The sequence below is a fragment of the Massilia yuzhufengensis genome, assembly GCF_900112225.1.
Lineage (GTDB): Bacteria > Pseudomonadota > Gammaproteobacteria > Burkholderiales > Burkholderiaceae_D > Telluria > Telluria yuzhufengensis.
In genome coordinates this window covers 44,279-64,185 of record NZ_FOLD01000016.1, presented here as the reverse complement: position 1 = coordinate 64,185, position 19,907 = coordinate 44,279, and the positions used below count along the sequence as shown (strand labels likewise).

Here is a 19,907-nt window from a genome sequence, read left to right as displayed (position 1 = left end):
CTACACTGGCGGCATGACGTATTCGCTCTTCCCATCATGCCGCTGATCGACACCCTCGCCACCCTGCTCGGGCGCGCCAGCCGCGCGCTCGGGCTGGAAACCGTGGATTCCTTCCCGCCCGGCCATCCGTATGCGCGCACGCGCTGGAACAAGGCCTATTTCGACATCGCCTCCGACCTCAAGCCCGACGCCATCGAGCACGCGGTGTGCGAAGCCATCGCCAATACGCCGCTGGTGTTTGGCGAAATCCTCAACCCGACGCCGCGCATGCAGCGCACCTTGCTTGGCGTAATCGAGCAGCGCCTGCGCCGCACGAACGGGGCGCCGGTCGACCTGGCGCAGCTGCTGGTGGCCAGCTATCGCAGCCCGCATACGATGGAAGCCGTGCCGGGGCTGCGCCAGGCGATCCGCGACACTTCAAGCTACGAGCCGCATGTGCAGGCCAATGCGATCCTGGCTTACCTGGCCGATGCGCCGGCGGCTTTTGGGGTCATCGAGGCGCGGGCGTAAGCTGCCCGGGGCGCGCCGCGTTGCTCGGCACGTAGCGCTCGCGCAGCCGCATGAAGGGCGTCTCCACCAGCTTGTAGAGCAGCCAGCCGGTGAGCACCGACAGCGCCAGCATGGCCACGATGGTCAGGGGCGACTCGGCCCCATAACCGTAGGTCGCCATCCATGTCGCCCCCAGCACGCACACTTGCTTGTGCAGCAGGTAGATCGCATACGACCACAGGGCCAGCGGTCCCGCGCCGGGCACGCGTACGGTGCGCAGCAGCGAATTCTCCGACACGCTTGAAGCGATCAAGAGCGAAAACCCCAGCGCCAGCAGCGGGAAGCCGAACACGGTGATCGCAAAGCCGTAGCGGTCGTCAATGAATAGCCAGAACGCTACGGCGCACACCAGCAGCCCCGCCAGGCCCACCAGGTTCCCGTGACGCGTGAGCCTGCCCCACGCCGCGGGATGATGGTTGCGCAGCAGCGCCAGCGCGACGCCGGCCAGCAGCTCGTCGAAACGGCATAAGCTGGAGTAATAAATGTGCTTGAAATAGAAGTAAAGCTGATACTTCTGGCCTCCAACCAGGTCCTGCCACAGCTCGGCGCGCACCAGCATGCCGGCGGCAAAGGCCAGCGCGATCGCCACCCAGGCCAGCCGCAGCGACCCGCCCCACAGGGCGCCGAGCAAGGCCACGGCCGGCAGCAAGAGATAGAACTGCTCCTCGATCGCCAGCGACCAGCTGTGCGAGAAGGCGCTGCCCGGCTCCAGCGCGAAGTTCTGGACGAAGGCCAGGTACTTCCATAGCGGCAGCAGCGGGGCGTCGCCGCGGAAGGCCGGCCACAGGAAGTACAGGGCCAGCACCACCCAGTAATTGGGCAGCGTGCGCAGCAGGCGGCGCGCGTAGAAATGCTTGAGCGAGAAGCCGCCCGGGCTGCGCAGGGCGGCGAAGATCTGGTTGCCGATCAGGTAGCCCGACAGCGCGAAGAACAGGTCGACCCCGACCCAGCCGATCTCGCCCACCCATCCGAAGGTGGGTGCGTCGCTGACGAACAGCACGTAGTGGTGCAGCACCACCAGCGTGACGGCGAGCGCGCGCAGGGTGTCGAGGCCGTGGATACGGGCGGTTGGAATGGCTGGCTGCATGCCGGATGATGCCATGCGCCTTCGACATGGGGCAACTTTTACCGATAGAATACCCGCACCCGAAAAAATCCCTCCAGGATCGCCACGCAATGATTTCCCCCAGCACCTACCAGTTCAAGTCCGTCAACTACACCGGCCTGCAGCCCGGCCCGCGCGTCATCATCATGGGCGCGACCCATGGCAATGAAGTGTGCGGCACCATCGGCATCGGCCGCGTGATGGACGAGATCGACAGCGGCCGGCTGCACATCGCCGCCGGCAGCGTGACCTTCGTGCCGATCGTGAACCCGAAGGCCTACCAGCAGAATACCCGCAACGGCGACCGCAACCTGAACCGCAACCTGTTCCCGAAGGACGACCCGCAGGATTTCGAGGACCACATCGCCAACTGGTTGTGTCCCCTGCTGGCCCAGCACGACGTGCTGCTCGACCTGCATTCCTTCAATGCGGCCGGCGGCCTGCCCTTCGTGATGGTCGGCCCGCTCGACAACGACGGTCCGCTGCAGCCGTTCAGCCACGCCGCCCAGGAACGCGCGCTGGCGCGCCGGCTGGGCGTGACGCGTTTCGTGGACGGCTGGCTGGCGGCCTACGGCGACGGCGTCCAGCGCCGCAGCCGCGGCAATGCCGCCGAACTGGAAACCGTGCTGCGCTACGGCGTGGGCACCACCGAATACATGCGCACCACCGGCGGCTATGCGCTCACGCTGGAATGCGGCCAGCACCTCGATCCGGCCTCGCCCGACGTCGCCTACCGCGCCATCATGAACACGCTGGCGCATTTGAAACTCATCGAGGCGCCGGATCCGCAACCCATCCCGTTCGACCAGATGGAAGCGCTGTCCATGGTCGTGGTGCACGACAAGCTGCATGCGGACGACCGCTTCAGCCGCGCGTGGGCCAGTTTCGATCCGGTCGAGCAAGGCGAGGAGATCGGCATGCGCGCCGACGGCACGCTGGTGACGGCCGACTTCAGCGGCCGCATCCTGTTCCCCGACGCGAAGGCGGGCGCCAACTCGGAGTGGTACTACCTCACCCGCCCCAACCCGGCCTTCGGCCGCGAATAAGGCCTCAGGTGGGCGTGAGCACCTTGAGCGCGATGATGCCGCCGGCGATCATCGCGATCGCGCCCAGGCGCATGGCGCCGGCCGGCTCGTTCAGCAGCACCATGCCGCAGATCGCGGTGCCGACGGTGCCGATGCCGGTCCAGACCGCATAGGCGGTGCCCAGCGGGAGGTTGCGCAGCGCCAGGCCCAGCATACCGACGCTGCCCAGCATGGCCAGCAATGTCCACAGCGATGGCATCAGGCGCGTGAACCCGTGCGTGTATTTCAGGCCGACCGCCCAGGCCACTTCCAGCAGACCGGCGATGAACAGGTAGAACCAGCTCATGTGTACTCCTCTTCCCGCAAAAAGTCTCGAGTATAGCGGCCGCAAGCAGGATTTTTCTGAATATCGTAAGATGACGATATTCGGATCGAAAGAACCCGATATAAGGAAGAACCCATGGACATCGACGCGATCCACAAGGCGCTGGCCAACCCCGTCAGGCGCCAGATCCTGCACTGGCTGAAGGACCCGCACCAGCATTTCGCCGAACAGGAGCACCCGCTCGATTTCGGCGTGTGCTGCAAGCTGATCGACCAGCGCACCGGCCTGTCGCAGTCGACCGTCTCGGCCCACCTGGCCACGCTTGCGCGTGCCGGGCTGGTGAACACCCGCCGGGTCGGCCAGTTCATCTTCTTCCAACGCAACGAGGACACCATCCAGGCCTTCCTCGACCAACTCAATGACGGACTTTAGGAGTACACCACATGAGCAGCATGTTTGATCCCATCAAGGTAGGCGCACTCGAACTCCCCAACCGCATCATCATGGCGCCGCTGACCCGTTCGCGCGCCGTGGGCGGCGCCCGCGTGCCGAACGCGATCATGGCCGAATACTATGTGCAGCGCGCCTCCGCCGGCCTGATCCTGTCGGAAGCCACCGCCGTCACCCCGATGGGCGTGGGCTATGCCGACACCCCGGGCATCTGGTCCGACGAGCAGGTGGCAGGCTGGAAGATCGTCACCGACGCCGTGCACCAGGCCGGTGGCCGCATCTTCCTGCAGCTGTGGCACGTCGGCCGCATCTCGGACCCGGTCTTCCTCGACGGCCAGGCGCCGGTAGCGCCATCGAGCATCGCCGCCCAGGGCCACGTGAGCCTGGTGCGCCCGAAGCGCGACTACCCGACCCCGCGCGCGCTGGACCTGTCCGAGATTCCGGGCATTGTCGCGGCCTACCGCAAGGGCGCGGAAAACGCCAAGCTGGCCGGTTTCGACGGCGTGGAGATCCATGGCGCCAACGGCTACCTGCTCGACCAGTTCCTGCAGGATTCCACTAACCAGCGCACCGACGCCTACGGCGGCCCGGTCGAGAACCGCGCCCGCCTGATGCTGGAAGTGACCGATGCCTGTATCGAGGTCTGGGGCGCCGACCGTGTCGGCATGCACCTGGCCCCGCGCCGCGACGCACACGACATGGGCGACTCGAACCCACGCGAGACCTTCGGCTACGTGGCGCGCGAACTCGGCAAGCGCGGCATCGCCTTCATCTGCGCCCGCGAAGCCATCGGCGACGACAGCCTGCGCGCGTACCTGAAAAAGGAATTCGGCGGCGTGTACATCGCCAATGAAAAGCTGACCAAGGACAGTGCGCAGGCGCTGATCGAGTCGGGCGAGGCCGATGCCGTGGCGTTTGGCGTGTGGTTCATCGCGAACCCGGATCTGCCGAAGCGCTTCAAGGTCGATGCACCGCTGAACCAGCCGAAGCCGGAGCTGTTTTATCATGCGGGGCCGGAGGGGTACACGGATTATCCGGCGCTGGGGTAAATACGCGCGTTAGCGGTATGCGACGACATTGGGTCCCGGCCTTCGCCGGGACGACGGGCTGAGGCAGACGGCCAGTAGCGACGCCATTCTCTGCTCAGGTTTTAGAACCGTCGTACGCGCCACTGGCGCCTACGACTTCCGGCGCAGGCTGGAACCCAAGTCCGTCGCACCCCACTTAGTCAACTTGCACCTTGAACGTACGCACCCCACAACCGTATATGCATGTGATGTAAACCCCACCTGACCCATGCTATTCTTGCGCGATTATTTTTAACGCGCACCCAGCATGCGCTGTCCAGGAGACCACGTGAACACCTTCGCACCCCGCGCCATGGCACTCGCCATCGCTTCCGCATTCGCCTTCAACACCGCAGCCGCCGCACCGGCGATGCAACGCGCCGAAAACGCCTACCTGTCGGAATCCGACGCGATGACCCGTTCCGCGCGCGTGTCGAACGTGGACTACGTGCTCGACTTCACCCTCACCGGCAAGGAAAGCTTCGCCGGCACCACCACGGTCAGCTTCGACCTCAAGGATATCGACTCCGCCGTCACGCTCGACCTGAACAAGGCCACCGTCAAATCCTTGAGCATCAACGGCAAGCCCGTCGCGCCGAGCTACAACCAGTGGTTCCTCACGCTGGCGCCGCAAGACCTGGTCAAGGGCAAGAACACCGTCACCGTCAGCTACGAGCGCCTGCACAGCACCAATGGCGAAGGCCTGCACCGCATGGTCGACCCGGTCGATGGCCGCGTCTACACCTACTCGCACTTCGAGCCGGCCGCCGCGCACCAGATGTTCGCGGTGTTCGACCAGCCCGACCTGAAGGCCACCTACACCGTCACCGTCAACGCCCCGGCCGACTGGCACGTGGTGACCACCACCCGCGAGAACAAGATCGCGGACGCCGCCGGCGGCAAGCGCTGGACCTTCCCGACCACGAAGAAACTCAGCCCCTACAACTTCTCGCTGCACGCCGGTCCTTACCAGGTATGGGAAGACAAGAGCGGCAAGTACCCGATGCGCCTGTTCGCGCGCCAGTCGGTGGCCAAGCAGGTAACGCCAGCCGACTGGTTCCGCTACACCAAGAGCGGCCTGACGTTCTTCGACGACTACTTCGGCATCCCGTACCAGTTCGAGAAGTACGACCAGCTGCTGGTGCCGGACTTCCTGTACGGCGCGATGGAAAACGCCGCCGCGATCACCTTCGCCGAAGGCGGCTTCCTGTACAAGGCCGAGATGACCCCGGCGCAGAAAGCCCGGCAGGCCGAAGTGATCATGCACGAGATGGCGCACCAGTGGTTCGGCGACCTGGTCACCATGAAGTGGTGGAACGGCCTGTGGCTGAACGAGAGCTTCGCTTCCTTCATGGCGACCCTGGCCACGGCCGAAGCGACCGAATTCAAGGACGCCTGGCAGTCCTTCTACCAGGACGACAAGCAGGGCGCCTACGCCCAGGACCAGAAGGTCTCGACCCACCCGATCGAAGTGCCGGTGCCGTCCTCGAGCAATGCCTTCGACAATATCGACGCCATCACCTATTCCAAGGGCGCCTCGACCCTGAAGCAGCTGCGCCACATGCTGGGCGAGGAAGTATTCCGCAAGGGCGTGCACAACTACCTGGTCAAGTATTCGTGGCAGAACGCGAAGCTGGAAGATTTTATCGGCAGCCTGGGCGACGCGGCCGGGCGCGACCTGAGTAAATGGACCCAGGACTGGCTGTACCAGGCCGGGGTGAACACGGTGGCCGCCAACTACAGCTGCAGCGGCGGCAAGATCTCGTCGTTCTCGCTGCAGCAGACCGCCGCCAGCAAGGCTTTGCCCACCCTGCGCGAGCAGCGCGTGCAGGTCGCCGCGTTCAAGCTCGTGAACGGCAAGCTGGTACTGGCCAAGAACGTGCCGGTGACCTATGCGGGCGCGAACACCAGGGTCCCCGGCATGGTCGGCGCGGCCTGCCCCGACCTGGTGTACCCGAACTACCAGGACTGGGGCTTCGTGAAGGTCCAGTTGGACAAGCGTTCGTTCGCCACCGCGCGCACCACGCTGGCCGGCGTGGACGATCCGCTGCTGCGCGCGATGCTGTGGCAAAGCCTGTGGGACGGCGTGCGAGACGGCAAGCTGGCCCTGAACGAGTTCATCGAAGTCGCGCTGGCCAACGCGCCGCAGGAAAAAGATTACACCCTGCTGGGCGACGTGCTGGGCAAGGTCGGTTCGTCCAAGTACTACCTCGATGCGATGGGCCTGGATAACGCCTACGCCAAGCGCACCACGAAGCAGCTGGAAGACATGGCGTGGCAGGGTGTGCTCGCCTACAAGGGCAACGACAGCTTCCAGCGCCGCTGGTTCGCCACCTACATGGGCATGGCAAGCAGCCCGGAAGCGCTGGCGCGCCTGGCCGGCATGCTCGAAGGACGCGGCACCGAAGGCCTGAACATCGGCCAGGACCAGCGCTGGGCCATCATCGCCCGCCTGAACCGCTACAACTACCAGGGCGCGGCTGCGCTGGTGGAGGCAGAAAGCCTGCGCGACAAGTCCGACACCGGCCAGGGCGCGGCGCTGGCCGCCACGGTCGTGCGTCCCGACCCGAAAGTGAAGGCCGAGTGGCTTGCCAACGTCGAGGACCTCAAGACCAAGCTGCCGTTCTCGCGCGTGCGCACGGCGATGGGCAGCATGTACCCGACCGAGCAAAAAGCGCTGGCCGAGCAGACCGCTGCCGCGCGCCTGGCCCGGCTGCCGGCGATCGACAAGGCGGCCGGCCCGGTCTTCATGCGTTCCTATGCAGGCACCATGATCCCGGCCAGCTGCACCCCGGCCAGCGTGCAGCGCCTGGAGCGCGCGGCGCAGCAGCTGAAGGACCTGTCGGCCGGCACCCGCCGCTCGCTGCTCGACACGCTGCAGGAAGACCAGCGCTGCGTCGCTATCCAGAAGGCGATGACGGCGCCGAAGTCCTGAGCCGTTGATCTTCGACGACGGCGCGGCCTACCCGCGCCGCGCGCCCGGCTGGCCGCTGCTGGCCACGCTGGGCCTGCACCTGCTGCTGGCCTGGAGCTGGCGGATCGCGCATCCGCCGGCGCTTGATACCCGCGAGGAGCGGGTGTTCGATGTGATCGCGCTCCCGCCGCCGGCGCGCGAGGTTGCGCAGTTTCGCCCTCCCCCAGCTCGCGACGCCGGCACCCGCAAGGCACGCGCCAACCGGCCGCCCGGAGCGCCCGTGCGCGAGGCCGAACCGATCACCCCGCCCTCCGAGACACCCGCCCCGGCCGCCGACCCGTTGGCCGTCGCCGAGCCGGCCGCTCCCGCCGAGTCGGCGCTGGACGCCATGGTGGGCCGCGCGCGGCGCGACGCCGGGCCGATTGACCGCGAACTGCGCAAGGGGAAGTCGGGCGTGCCCGCCGTCGCCGACACGCCATGGGGCCGTTTCAGGCAGGCCCTCGAAGGCGCGCACAAGGACACGGCGCGCAGCCTCGCCAGCGACACCTACACGGCGCCCGACGGCCAGGTAATCTACCGCTTTCGCCAGGGGGGCAAGATTTGGTGCCGGACCAGCGGCAGCGTGAAGCCGCGCATCGGCGGCGCCGAGGGCGGCGGCGCGACCATGTTCGACACCCGCGGCGGCGAAGGCAGCGCCGGCACCATCCGCTGCCCGAGCCACGGAGAGTGGAAGCGCGACTGACTAGGGCCTGCTCCCGTGATTGCGGGCACCGAATAGCGAAATCCCGTAGGGTGGTCGGCGAAGCCGACCACCCTACGGGCCATGATAAGAATGCCGTTGGGCCGGGGCACGCACGATTCCGGCCGCCTCGCAGGCCTCCCTGCTCTCGAAACTTCCGCGCAGGCTACTTCCCTCCAACATCACGTCAAGGTTCTGCGGCAGGTACGGCAGAAGGATCATCGTAAACACCGTGCCTCCAATCGGCCACCTGCGCTGCTTCAAGCCTGCGCCCATGGGTGCGCGCTAGCCTGAAGACTCGTGAAAGGACCCGCATGTTCAAGCTTGTCACCTGGAACATCCAGTCTGGCCGCAGTCCGGACGGCAAGACCGACCTCGACCGTATCATTGCCTGCCTTGACCGCTTCTGCAGTTTTGACGTGCTCTGTGTGCAGGAAGTCTCGAGCGGCTATGCGCCCGGGTTGGATGACCAGTTCGCCATGCTGCGCCAGCGCCTGCCCGGCTATACCGGCATCAGCGCCATCGCCTGCGACACCGTCTCGCCGCAGGGCCCGGCCGCTATGCGGCGCCGCTTCGGCATCATGATGTTCTCGCGCCACCCGGTCCTGCACGCGCTGCGCCATTCCCTGCCCTGGCCGGCCGAGCCCGACGTCATGAGCATGCCGCGCGCGGCGCTCGAACTCACCGTGGCCGCGCCAGGCGGGCTGCTGCGCGTGGCCAGCGTCCACCTGGAGGTGTTCTCGCAGCGCCAGCGCATGGCCCAGGTCGAGCGCCTGCGCGAGCTGCACCGCGAAGCCAGCCTGCACGCGCGCTGCGCGCCCGCGCCCGGGCATGGGCCCTTCGCAGCGCCGCCGCGCGCCATGCCGGCGCTGCTCGCCGGGGACTTCAACATGCTGCCGGGCTCGCCCGAACACCAGCGCCTGCTCGCACCCTTCGGCGACGGCGTGCAGCCCTGGCGCGACTGCTGGCAGCTGGCCCAGCCCGGCCGCCGCCACGCACCCACCGTGGGCCTGCATGACCAGAACCCGGATGCCACGGCGCCATTTACTTTCGACTATGTGTTCGCCAGCGCCGACCTGGCCGGGCGCGTGCGCCGTGTGCGGGTGGACGCGAGCGAGCAAGGCTCCGACCACCAGGCCCTGCTGGTCGAGCTGGAATAGCGGCGGCGGTACAATGGCGCTCCCGCGGCCGCGTGCCGCGCCACGCAGCACGAGGCCACCATTGCCCTGGGATTATCCGAACCCCTTCCTGTTTCGCGTCACGCCCTGCTCCGGCGACATCGACGGGTTAGCGCACACCAACAATGCCGTCTACGTGCGCTGGTGCGAACAGGCCGGCTGGGCCCATTCGGAACAGCTCGGCCTGGACCTGGACGACTACCGGCGCCTTGACCGCGCGATGGCGATCCGGCGCGGAGAATACGATTACTTGCTGCCAACCCTGCTGGGCGAAGCCTTGACGCTGGCCACCTGGCTGGTGGCGGGCGATGGCCGGCTGGCCATGGAGCGGCGCTTCCAGCTGGTGCGCGACAGCGACGGCGCCACCGTCCTGCGCGGGCGCTGGGACCTGGTCTGCATCGAGGTAAGCAGTGGCCGGGCGCGCCGCATGCCGGCCGAATTCGTGGATACCTACATGGCGGCGGTGGTGCAGCCGTAGTGAGCGGCGCGGCGTGTTGAGCAGGCTCAAAGTAGACATTGAGGCAACCGGCCCCCCTCCGGCTTGTGCCGGGTCAGACTGGCCTTGTCACATTCGCTGCGACGAGGGAATGATGTTGCGCCACCAATCGATCATAGTCCGTACCTGGCTCATCGCGCTGTTCGGCGCGCTGGTCCTTGCCGTGCTGCTGTCCGGCTGCCGCCTGCGCGAGCCCGGGCAGGAAGACCTCGTTATCCCGGAACTGGTGCGTACCCACCTGTACGTCGCGCCGTCGGGCTCTGACAGCAATCCCGGCACCCGCGACGAGCCCTTCCGCACCCTCACACGCGCCGCCCAGGCCGTCACGCCCGGCACCACGGTGCATGTGGCGCCCGGCACGTATTTCGGCGGCGTGCGCACCGCCACCCATGGCACGGCCGAGGCGCGCATCGTATTCGAATCCACCGAGCGCGGCGGCGCGCGGCTGGTGCCGCCGCTCGATTCGCGCCAGCCGGCGGCCTGGGACAACCGCGCCAACTACCTCGACATCGTCGGCTTCGAGGTCGACGGCGGCCAGTACCAGAGCGGCATGAAATGGCTCAGCGGCATCTATAACGGCGGCTCGCACAACGGCATCCACCACAACCACATCCACCACATCGGCAACGACGTGCCCTGCGAAGCGAAGGGCGGCGCCGGCATCGGCATCGACAGCTACTACAAGGGCAACGACGCCGAAGTGGCCGGCAACCACGTGCACGACATCGGCCCGCCGGAATGCCGCTACATGCACGGCATCTACGTCAGCACCACGGCCAGCGTGCGCGACAACATCATCTACCGGGCCTCGGGCGCCGGCATCCACCTGTGGCACGACGCCAGCCACGTCACCATCCGCGGCAACACGGTGGCTGCCTGCGGCACCGGCATCGTGGTCGGCGGCGGCGATTTTTATCACAGCAAGGGGCCGAACGACCATACGCATACGATGAACAACATCGTCTACGACAACGGCCACGGCATCCTCGAGCAGGGCGCGATCGGCGCCAACATCAGCTACCGCAACAACCTGGTGTTCCAGAACGCGGGCGGCGACTGGAAACTGGCGGCCGGGCGCCAGCACAGCGGCACCGTCAGCGCACAGCCGCTGTTCGCCGACTACGGCCGCACGGTCGCCGCGCCCGACTTCCGCCTGCAGCCGGGTTCGCCGGCCATCGGCAAGGGCATCCCGGCCGACGCCAAGGACGGCATCGCCATGCGCCCGCGGCGCGAAACCGATATCGGCGCGGTACCGTATACCGAGTCGGAACCGGCGGGCGTGCCGTCGCCTGGGGTGCACTAGCGCGCCGGGCAGCCCCCCCTGCCTTTACAAGATCTCGTTCACCAGCTCCACTGGCCGGCATAGCCGCACGCCCTTCGGCGTGACCACGAACGGGCGGTTGATCAGCACCGGGTGGGCCACCATCGCGTCCAGCAGCGCGTCGTCCCCCACGCCCGGCGCATCCAGCCCGAGTTCGGTGAACAGGGCCTCCTTGCTGCGCACTGCCTCAAGCACGCCCAGGCCCGCAGCCCCGATCATCGCCTGCAGCTGCGCGCGCGATGGCGGCGTGGCCAGGTAGTCCACCACCTGCGGTTCGTGCCCGGCCTCGCGGATCGCCGCCAGGGTATTGCGCGAGGTGCCGCAGCGCTGGTTATGGTAAATCGTGATATCCATCCGATGAATTCCCTTCAATATTGCCTGAATTGAAGCAGCATGATAACCACAGCTCATGACTGGCACCAGCATTTTTGCTTGTTCCATGCCCCTGCTCGCTATAGAATTCGTCGCTTATTTTCCAGCAGAAACACCCAATCGCGGGAAAAAGACGAGCGGAGCACAAGATCTTGAACAGCGACGGAGACCCAATGAGCGCCACGCGCGACTACATGCTGCAAGCGGCAGACCTTCCCACCTGGGGCCAGCGCACCGCGCTGCGCCTGCTCCAGCTGGCCGGCTGGAAGCTGCGCTTCAAACCCCTGCCGGGAGCGCACGGGATCGCGGTGGTGTATCCGCACACCTCGAACTGGGATTTCCCCGTCGGCCTGCTTGGCAAATGGGCGATCGGCCTGAAGTTCCGCTGGATCGCCAAGGATTCGCTGTTCCGCGGCCCGATGGGCGCCATCATGCGCTACTGGGGCGGCATCCCGATCGACCGCCGCGCCTCGATGGGCGCGACGCGCCAACTGGCCAAGACCATGCTGGACTCGGACTGGTGCTGGATCGGCATCACGCCGGAAGGCACGCGCAGCTACCGCCCGCACTGGAAGAGCGGCTTCTACCACCTGGCCACGACCGCCAAGGTGCCGCTGCTGCTGGTGTACATCGACTACGGCACCAAGGTCCTGAGCGTGGTCGACACCTTGATGCTCAGCGGCGACGCCGACACCGACATGGCAGCCATCGCCGCCGTATATGCGGGCCGCCAGGCGCGCTATCCCGACCAGGCCGCGCCGATCAAGCTGGCGCCGCCGCGCGACCCGGCCGAGCCGCAGCGCCGCAAGGCCTGAGGCTTCTCAGAACCGCAACCCGGCCGCGAACGACGCCGTATCGCGATCGGCCGCCTGGTTGTAGTCCCCTCCCCAGGACGGCTGGTAGCCCAGCTCCAGCAGGTAGCGCTGGCGGTATTCGAAGCGCAGCGTCAGGTTCGCCGACTTGCGCCCTTCATTGAGCAGCAGGTCGCCCGACCAGCCTTTCACGTCATGGACGAACAGCGCGCTGGCGCTGCCGGCCAGCTGCGGCGCCAGGTCCGGCAGCCGTGCGTCCAGCCGCAGCCGGTAGCCCCAGGCGTTCGGCGTGGCGTAGCCGCGCAGGCTGCACTGGCGCGCAGCGTCGCCGGTGGTCACCAGGCAGCCCCCGTTGACTGCGCCGACGCCGAAGATATCCGCACGACCGTAGCGCATCACCGAAGGATCGGGCAGGCCGCGCGCGTGCTTGCCCACCACTTCCATGGCGCCTCCCATCGCCAGGCCGCCCAGCACCCATTCGCGCCGCACCCCGGCCTGCACCTGCAGCATCGCATACAGGTCGTAGCCGCGGAAGAAGCCGCCGGGCGGAACGGCGTCGGCGCGCGCGCGCAGCGGCGACGCGATGGTGGGGCTCATGAAGGGCGGGATCACGTCGCCCGGCGCCAGCATGAAGGGCACGCCGGGGCGGTGCGAGAACTCGCCGTACACGGTGCTGGCGCCGCGCTTGCGCGACAGGGTGATCGCGCTGATGCGCAGGCCTTCGGGATATTCGGTGAAATAGGCCATGTTGCGCCCATCCGGGTCGCCTGCAATCAAGGCCGGCCCGTTGGGACGCAGGGTGCGGCGCAGGCCGGGCAGCGCGCTACGGGCGTGATAGCGGGCGTGGTACAGGCCCACCTCGGTGCCCGGCGCGCCTGGCTCCCAGGTCACCCCGACGCCGAATTCCTTGCTTGAGGGTTCCGGCGTCGCCACCCGCTTCTTGTAGGCGCGGATCGGCTGGCGGGCGCGGTCGCTTACCTGCGGGTTGCCGGACATGACCTTGTCGCAGCCGCTCACCACATAGTCGCTCATCGACCACAGTGTGCCGCACTGGTCCAGCGCGGTCGGGCGGAAACTGGCCTGGACATAGCCCTCGAATACGAGGCCGGAAATGGGTTCGACGCGTCCGAACAGCATCGGGCGCGGCACGATGGTTTCGCTGACAACCGGCGCCGCGCGGTGCAGGCCCGGCATGTCGCGCGGGTTGAGCGACTCAAGTCCACCGGGCGTGAGCGACTGCTCGCCCCAGCGCAGCGATTGCTGGCCCAGGCGCGCCAGCACCGGCGCCTCCCCCAGCATGGCGCTGGCCTGCACCCAGGCATCGACCAGGGCCACGCCGGAAAAGCGTGTCAGGCGCGGGGCCCCGCTGTCCGACAAGGGCAGGCCAGCCACATAGCCGTTCGGGACATTCCCCCAGGGCCGGCCATCGTGGGCGAGCCCGGCGTCGCGCCAGGCCTTCACGCGCACGAAGGCCGACCAGTCGCCGCTGGTGGCGGACAGGTCCAGCAGCGCCCTGAGCGCGCGCGAGGCGGCGTCGCCCTTGGCGTAGTTGGAGTTGGCATCGTCGGCGTTGCCGCCGCTGCCATAGCCGACCAGCCCCATCTCGGCCGCATTGACGCCGGTCAGCAAGTGGGGGTCGCGCTCCTGTACCCGGTAGACGTTACCAGCCACGATACGGCCACTGGCGTGGACTGTTGCAGCCTGGACGGGGCCCGCCAAGGCCGCGGCGAGCGCTACGGATAGAGCTGTCCTGCGAATGGCGATCCGCGTCGCCGGCGTCGTGTTTCCGTTCATCCCTGCCCCTCGTGGGTTCACGCGCGATGCGGATCGCCGCCAAGGGCCAGTTCCACTAAGTTAGTTCTGCGCTGAAACAATGCTAGTGGCCGGGCTAGTTGAGGTCAATACGAATGTGTCTGGAAAGCATCCTTGCGCGGGGTTGTTGGCCGAGTCTTGATCTAGCTCAAGCGAAAGACTTATTAAAAAATTCTTACCTGATTCCAAGAAGAATAAAAATTTCTTAACTGTCGACCAGGTCGTCCCAGGCTTTCGCCGCGCTCAGGAACAGCCGTCCGTGCAGCGCCTGCAGCAGGCTGCTTTCCTTGAGCCGGTCCATCACCGGCCCCTTCACTTCAGCCAGGTGCAGCAGCACCCCGCGCTGCTTCAGCGAGGTATTCAGTTCGGCCAGCCCGAACAGCGCCGAGGTGTCGATCGCGTTCACCGCCGACAGCACCAGCACCAGGTGGCGGGTGGCCGGATGCGCGGCCAGTTCGTCTTCGATGCGTTCGTTCACCGCTTCGACATTGCCGAAGAACAGGCCGGCGTCGATCCGCAGCATCAGCAGGCCCGGCGCGGTCTCGGTCGAATAGCGGTCGATGTTGCGGAAGTGTTCGGAGCCCGGGATGCGTCCCAGCACCGCAATGTGCGGCCGGCTGGCGCGCCAGATCAGCGCGCCCATCGACAGCGCCACGCCCACCACCACGCCCGCCTCCACCCCCAATACCAGCACCCCGCTGGCGGTGGCCAGCAAGGCCGCGGCGTCGGCGCGGTCGTAGCGCCAGGCGGTGCGCAGCAGCGACAGGTCGAGCATGCCGAGCACCGCGACGATGATGGTCGCTGCCAGCACCGGCAGCGGCAGCAGCGCCAGCCAGCCGCTCGGCGCCACCAGGGCCAGGGCCAGCAGCGCGGCCGTGATGATGCTGGCCAGCTGGCTGTTGGCGCCGGCCGAAAAATTGACCGCCGAACGCGACATGCTGCCCGTTACCGGAAAGCCGCCCGACAGCGCGCTGCCGATATTGGCCGCGCCCAGGCCCACCAGTTCGCGGTTGCTTTTCAGTTTCTCGCCGCGCTTGAGCGCCAGCGCCTGGGCCCCGGACATACTGATCAGGAACACCATGAAGCCGATCAGCAGGGCCGGCTGCAACAGCGCCTGCCAGTGCCCGCTGGAGGTGGCCAGGTTCAGCCCGGGCAGCCCGGCCGGCACCGCGCCGGTGGTGGCGACCCCGCGCGCGTCCAGCCCCAGCGCCGCCACCAGCGCGGTGGCGCCGATCACCACCAGCATCGGCGCCAGCTTCGATCCGATATCGGCCGCCGCCGGCGCCATCCCGGCGCGGCGCAGCACCGGGGCCAGATAGCTGCGCGACCACGCCAGCAGCGCGAGCGCCCCCAGGCCCAGCAGGGCGCTCGGCAGGTGCAGCTCGGGTGGCATGCCGCCGACCAGCGGGCGCAGCTGGCCCCAGGCGATCAGCAGCGCCGAGCCAATGGTGAAGCCGCTCATCACGGGACGGGAAAAGAAGTTGGCGAGAAAGCCGATGCGCAGCAGGCCGCAGGCCAGCAGCACGGCGCCCGACAGCAGCGCCAGCTGCGCGGCCAGCACGCCGTACAACGCGCTGCCCGGCGCGGCCAGCGGCGCCAGGGTGGACGCCGTCATCAGCGAGATGATCGCCATCGGGCCGACCGACTGGGTGCTGCTGGTGCCAAACAGCGCATACAGCAGCGGCGGCACGATGCTGGCATAGATGCCGGCCACCGGCGGCAAGCCCGCCACCAGCGCATAGGCCATGCCCTGCGGGATCATCATCATCGCCACGACGATGCCGGCGCTGATATCGCCGGGCAGCATCGCACGCCGGTAGTGCTGCAGCCAGTGGAGCATGAAGAACCTGAGTGTTGCTTGAAAGAAAAGCCAATAGCCTACCACAGCGGGGCGGCGTCATGAACGGTGCTCGGGGTGGATCGCATTGAGTACGCGGACTCTATGACTCCGCTCACGACTCGACGTTGTTAGCCCGTCGTTTCCGCCTGCGCGGGAATGACGGTCTCCGGGTCAGCTAAATGAATAACTCCGCCGCGACGCCTACTGCATCGCCAATTCCACGCAATTGCGCCCTGCACGCTTCGCCCTGACCAGCGCCGCATTCACCCGCACCGCCAGCGAATCGCCCGATTCCGTCTCCCCCAGCTGCGCCACCCCCAGGCTCACCGTCACATGGTCGCACCCGGGGATCTCGGCCTGCTCGATTGCCGCGCGCAGTTTCTCGGCCAGCTTCAGGCCGTCGATCGCGCTGGTGTGGGGGGCGATGACCTGGAACTCCTCGCCGCCCGAGCGCACCAGCACGTCGTTGGCACGCAGCAGCGCGCGGGCGGTGTCGGCCACGGTGCGCAGGGCCATGTCCCCGACCGGGTGGCCGTAGGTGTCGTTGACGTTGCGGAAGCGGTCGATGTCGAAGGCGACCAGCGCCAGCGGCAGCCGGTAGCGGCGCGCGCGCTTGATCTCCAGCTCCATCAGGTATTCGCCATGGCGCCGGTTGGCCACGCCGGTCAGGGCGTCGGTGGTCGCCAGGTGGGTGACGCGCCCGAGCAGCTGTTCGCTCTCGCGCATCAGTTCGGCCATGCGCAGGCCGAAGGCGGCCAGCTGCGCCAGGTCGTCGAAGGCGGTGAGCTGGGCGCGCGAGAACGGACGGGCATGATCGAACAGCAGGCACAGGGCGCCGCGCGGCGCGCCCGGGCCGGAGGCCGGGATCGGCAAGCCGAGCACCATCCGCACGCCATGCGCGCCCAGCGCTTGCGCCAGTTCCGGCTCGCCGGCTTTTTCGGGCGCATCGAGCAGCGCCATCTCGCCGCTGGCCGCCGCCAGCAGGCCGGGGAAGGCATGGCGCAGCGGCGACTGCAGCAGGCGCTCGCCGCGCTGCAGGACCTGGGCCAGGTCCAGGCCCGCCGCGCCCTGGTGCTGCCCGTGTTGCGCCTCGAGCCGCAGGTCGCCGCCGCCGCGCAACTGGAACATCGCGGCGTGCACCACGCCGGGCCAGCCCAGCAGGGCCGCGCACAGGCGCTCGCCGAAGCGGATGGTGTCGTCGGCCTCGGCCAGGGCCTGCTGGGCCCCGCTGCGCACCGCCAGCAGCGCCGCCAGTTCCGCTTCCGCGGGGCTAACGGCAGGCGCCGGCGTGAAGCCGTTCTGCAGGCGGGCGTGCAGGTAGCTGCGGGTTTCTTCAGGCGACAGCGGCCCGATCGCGTATTCCAGCGGGCCGAAGGCCATCAGCGCGGGCAGCCAGCGCGCATTGGTGAACGGACACAGGGCCAGCACCGGCTGGCCGGCGCGTCCGGCCACCAGCTGGCCCAGCGCCGGCAGGTCGATGGCCAGGTCGAAGCGGTCGAGGTCGAGCACCAGGAGGCCGGCCGGCTGCGCCGCAAGCTGCAGTGCCGCCGCTTCGGCGCCGTCGGCAACGCGCAGTTCGTCGAACAGGCCGGCGCAGGCGTGCTGAAACTGCGCGCGCCGCTGGCCGACCGGATTGACGAACAGGCCGGTGGTACGGGTACCGGCGCCTTCCTGCTGAGACATCGCTTTTCTCCCTGACAAGCAATTTTGTGACAAAACGAGGGCGAGTTTGCCATAAAGCCTCCGGGCCGGATAGGAGAAACTTGTCTCCGAGTGTGTGGGAGCGCACCGTCGCCCCGGTGGCCCCGTTGAATACTCTCCCGGTCGATTGAATCTTCACGGGAGCACTGCAATGGCACACGAGGACGACGTAGCGAACAAGCAGAAGGCGATCCAGAGCCGGCAAGACCAGAAGGACGCGGGCGGGCAGAAGGAAGAGAGCAAGGACGCCGTGCAGACCGGCGTCGACGAGCCGGCGCCGCCGATGCCCGAGCAGCACCTGGCCAAGCCGGGCATCGAAGCCCGGATGGCGCTCAAGCCGAAATTCATGGCCGAGGGGTACAAAGGCAGCGGCAAGCTCGAAGGCCTGTCGGCCATCGTCACCGGCGGCGACTCCGGCATCGGGCGCGCAGTAGCGGTGCTGTTCGCGCGCGAAGGCGCGGATGTCGCGGTGATGTACCTGAGCGAAGACGAAGACGCGGCCGAGACCAGGCGCTGCATCGAGGCCGAGGGGCGGCGCTGCATCACCATCGCGGGCGACGTCAAGGACCCGGCCTTCTGCAATGCGGCGGTGGAACAAGTGGTGGCCGAATTCGGCCGCCTGGATGTCCTGGTCAACAACGCCGCCTTCCAGGAGCACGCCGGCTCGCTGCTGGACATCACCGACGAGCGCCTCGACGAGACCTTCCGCACCAATATCTACGGCTACTTCCACATGGCGCGCGCCGCCCTGCCCCACCTCAAGCGCGGCGCCGCCATCGTCAACACCGGCTCGGTGACCGGGCTCAAAGGTTCCGGCAAGCTGCTCGATTATTCAAGCACCAAAGGCGCGATCCACGCCTTCACCATGTCGCTGGCCGCGAGCCTGATCGACCAGGGCATCCGCGTCAACGCGGTGGCGCCAGGCCCGGTGTGGACGCCGCTGAACCCGGCCGACCAGTCTCCCGACAAGATCAAGGAGTTCGGCGCCAGCACCACCTTCAAGCGCCCCGCGCAGCCGGAAGAACTGTCGCCGGCCTACGTGTTCCTGGCCTCGTCGGTGTGCTCGGGCTACATCACCGGCATCGTGCTGCCGATCACCGGCGTGGTCGGCGAATAAACCAGGAAGATACAGGAGAACGCTTATGCCGCGCAGCATGTGGAAGGGGGCGATCAGTTTCGGGCTGGTCCACATCCCGGTCGATATGTACCCCGCCGTCGCCAACAAGGGGCTGGACCTGACCATGCTCGACCGGCGCGACTTTTCGCCGGTCGGTTTCAAGCGCTACAACAAGGGCAACGGCAAGGAAGTCTCCTGGGACGACATCGTCAAGGGCTATGAATACAGCAGCGGCGAATACGTCGTGCTGTCGGACGAAGACCTGCGGCGCGCCAACCCGGAAGCCACCCAGACCATCGACATCGTCGGCTTCGTCGATGCCGAGGATGTCTCGCTCCTGTACTTCGAGCAGCCCTATTACCTCGCCCCCGGCAAGGGCGGCGACAAGGTCTACGCGCTGCTGCGCGAGACCCTGCGCAAGGCCGGCAAGATTGGCATTGCGCGGGTCGTCATCCGCGTCAAGCAGCACCTGTGCGCGCTGGTGTGCGTGGGCGACGCCATCGTCCTCAATACGCTGCGCTACGCGGATGAACTGCGCGACCCGGGCGACCTCAAGATCCCGGCCGCCAGCGACAAGAAGGCGGCGGTCACCGACAAGGAACTGAAAATGGCGATGGCCCTGGTGCAGGGCATGGCCGAGGACTGGGAACCCGAGCAATACCACGACAGCTACCGCGAAGACGTGATGGCGCTGATCGAGAAGAAGGTCAAGGCGCACCAGACCAAGACCATCACCATGCCGGAACCGGGCGAAAAGAAGCGCGAGACCGGCAAGGTCATCGACCTGGTGTCGCTGCTGCAGGCCAGCCTGGGCAAGAAGCCCGGCAAGGCCGCGCCTGAGGAAGACGACGATGACGACGACGAACCGCCGCCATCGAAGAAGCGCAAAACCGCCGCCGCGGACGACGAGGAAGAAGCCCCAGCGCCGCGTGCGCGCAAGGCCCCGGCGCACAGCAGCGACCGGGTTGCCGCCAGCGGCGTGGCGCCCAAGCGCTCGGCCGCCAAAGGCGCGCCCAAGGCCGCCGCAAAGAAGGCCGCCGCCAAGACCAGCGCCGCTCCCGCGCGCCGCAAGAAGGCGGCGTAG

At 67.5% G+C, this 19,907-nt stretch carries 17 protein-coding genes and 1 pseudogene; 12 read left to right on the top strand and 6 right to left on the bottom strand.

All coding sequences use genetic code 11. From position 1 onward, the window contains the following. Positions 1-36: 36 nt before the first annotated feature. Positions 37-510 (top strand): hypothetical protein, encoded by a 474-nt coding sequence (locus tag BM031_RS14325; protein ID WP_091875254.1) that lies wholly within the window; start codon positions 37-39, stop codon positions 508-510. On the opposite strand, the gene BM031_RS14320 is transcribed toward BM031_RS14325, so the two are convergent. Further along, entirely contained in the window at positions 491-1,651 is a 1,161-nt protein-coding gene (locus tag BM031_RS14320; RefSeq protein ID WP_229408897.1) for an acyltransferase family protein, read from the bottom strand. The two genes, BM031_RS14325 and BM031_RS14320, sit on opposite strands and share 20 nt — an antisense overlap. A 74-nt stretch (positions 1,652-1,725) precedes the next feature. Here BM031_RS14320 and BM031_RS14315 point away from each other — a divergent pair, with 74 nt between their 5' ends. Beyond that, the gene (locus BM031_RS14315) at positions 1,726-2,700 is read left to right on the top strand and encodes a succinylglutamate desuccinylase/aspartoacylase family protein (protein WP_091875253.1); all 975 of its coding nucleotides are present in this window, start codon (positions 1,726-1,728) and stop codon (positions 2,698-2,700) included. Between the two features lie 4 nt (positions 2,701-2,704). On the opposite strand, the gene sugE is transcribed toward BM031_RS14315, so the two are convergent. Next, entirely contained in the window at positions 2,705-3,025 is a 321-nt protein-coding gene (gene sugE, locus BM031_RS14310; RefSeq protein ID WP_091875252.1) for a quaternary ammonium compound efflux SMR transporter SugE, read from the bottom strand. Between the two features lie 114 nt (positions 3,026-3,139). On the opposite strand from sugE, the gene BM031_RS14305 reads away from it, so the two are divergent. From BM031_RS14305 to BM031_RS14270, 7 genes are all read left to right on the top strand, one after another. Then, the gene (locus BM031_RS14305) at positions 3,140-3,436 is read left to right on the top strand and encodes an ArsR/SmtB family transcription factor (protein ID WP_091875251.1); all 297 of its coding nucleotides are present in this window, start codon (positions 3,140-3,142) and stop codon (positions 3,434-3,436) included. 11 nt (positions 3,437-3,447) lie between these two features. Further along, positions 3,448-4,503: an alkene reductase gene (locus BM031_RS14300; protein ID WP_091875250.1), complete on the top strand. Its 1,056-nt coding sequence runs from the start codon at positions 3,448-3,450 to the stop codon at positions 4,501-4,503. 307 nt (positions 4,504-4,810) lie between these two features. After that, positions 4,811-7,456, top strand: coding sequence for an aminopeptidase N (gene pepN / locus BM031_RS14295; RefSeq protein WP_229408896.1), 2,646 nt, complete (start codon positions 4,811-4,813; stop codon positions 7,454-7,456). Between the two features lie 4 nt (positions 7,457-7,460). Beyond that, on the top strand, positions 7,461-8,177 hold the full coding sequence (locus BM031_RS14290; RefSeq protein WP_091875249.1) for a hypothetical protein: 717 nt from the start codon (positions 7,461-7,463) through the stop codon (positions 8,175-8,177). Between the two features lie 311 nt (positions 8,178-8,488). Next, the gene (locus BM031_RS14280; RefSeq protein WP_091875247.1) at positions 8,489-9,334 is read left to right on the top strand and encodes an endonuclease/exonuclease/phosphatase family protein; all 846 of its coding nucleotides are present in this window, start codon (positions 8,489-8,491) and stop codon (positions 9,332-9,334) included. Positions 9,335-9,395: 61 nt separating this feature from the next. Beyond that, positions 9,396-9,830: an acyl-CoA thioesterase gene (locus tag BM031_RS14275; protein WP_218147598.1), complete on the top strand. Its 435-nt coding sequence runs from the start codon at positions 9,396-9,398 to the stop codon at positions 9,828-9,830. Between the two features lie 112 nt (positions 9,831-9,942). Next, positions 9,943-11,151, top strand: a complete 1,209-nt coding sequence (locus tag BM031_RS14270; protein WP_229408895.1) for a right-handed parallel beta-helix repeat-containing protein — start codon at positions 9,943-9,945, stop codon at positions 11,149-11,151. Between the two features lie 27 nt (positions 11,152-11,178). Here BM031_RS14270 and arsC read toward each other — a convergent pair. After that, positions 11,179-11,523 (bottom strand): annotated as a pseudogene (arsC, locus tag BM031_RS14265) (arsenate reductase (glutaredoxin)); the annotation flags it as partial. A 191-nt stretch (positions 11,524-11,714) separates the two neighbouring features. Between arsC and BM031_RS14260 the strand changes: the two are divergent. After that, positions 11,715-12,356, top strand: coding sequence for a 1-acyl-sn-glycerol-3-phosphate acyltransferase (locus BM031_RS14260; protein WP_091875243.1), 642 nt, complete (start codon positions 11,715-11,717; stop codon positions 12,354-12,356). Positions 12,357-12,362: 6 nt separating this feature from the next. Here the strand turns inward: BM031_RS14260 and BM031_RS14255 are convergent, their stop codons facing one another. The 3 genes from BM031_RS14255 to BM031_RS14245 form a co-directional block, all read right to left on the bottom strand. Next, entirely contained in the window at positions 12,363-14,147 is a 1,785-nt protein-coding gene (locus tag BM031_RS14255) for a DUF1302 domain-containing protein (protein WP_091875242.1), read from the bottom strand. A gap of 223 nt (positions 14,148-14,370) precedes the next feature. Then, the gene (locus tag BM031_RS14250; protein WP_091875241.1) at positions 14,371-16,005 is read right to left on the bottom strand and encodes a SulP family inorganic anion transporter; all 1,635 of its coding nucleotides are present in this window, start codon (positions 16,003-16,005) and stop codon (positions 14,371-14,373) included. 201 nt (positions 16,006-16,206) lie between these two features. Further along, positions 16,207-17,688 carry a GGDEF domain-containing protein gene (locus tag BM031_RS14245; RefSeq protein ID WP_091875240.1) on the bottom strand — a complete coding sequence of 494 codons (1,482 nt, stop codon included), beginning with the start codon at positions 17,686-17,688 and terminating at the stop codon, positions 16,207-16,209. Between the two features lie 169 nt (positions 17,689-17,857). On the opposite strand from BM031_RS14245, the gene BM031_RS14240 reads away from it, so the two are divergent. Both BM031_RS14240 and ku read left to right on the top strand, forming a co-directional pair. Further along, positions 17,858-18,823, top strand: a complete 966-nt coding sequence (locus BM031_RS14240; RefSeq protein WP_091875239.1) for an SDR family oxidoreductase — start codon at positions 17,858-17,860, stop codon at positions 18,821-18,823. A gap of 25 nt (positions 18,824-18,848) precedes the next feature. Continuing rightward, a complete protein-coding gene (ku, locus tag BM031_RS14235; RefSeq protein ID WP_091875238.1) occupies positions 18,849-19,907 on the top strand; it encodes a non-homologous end joining protein Ku in 1,059 nt (352 codons plus the stop codon).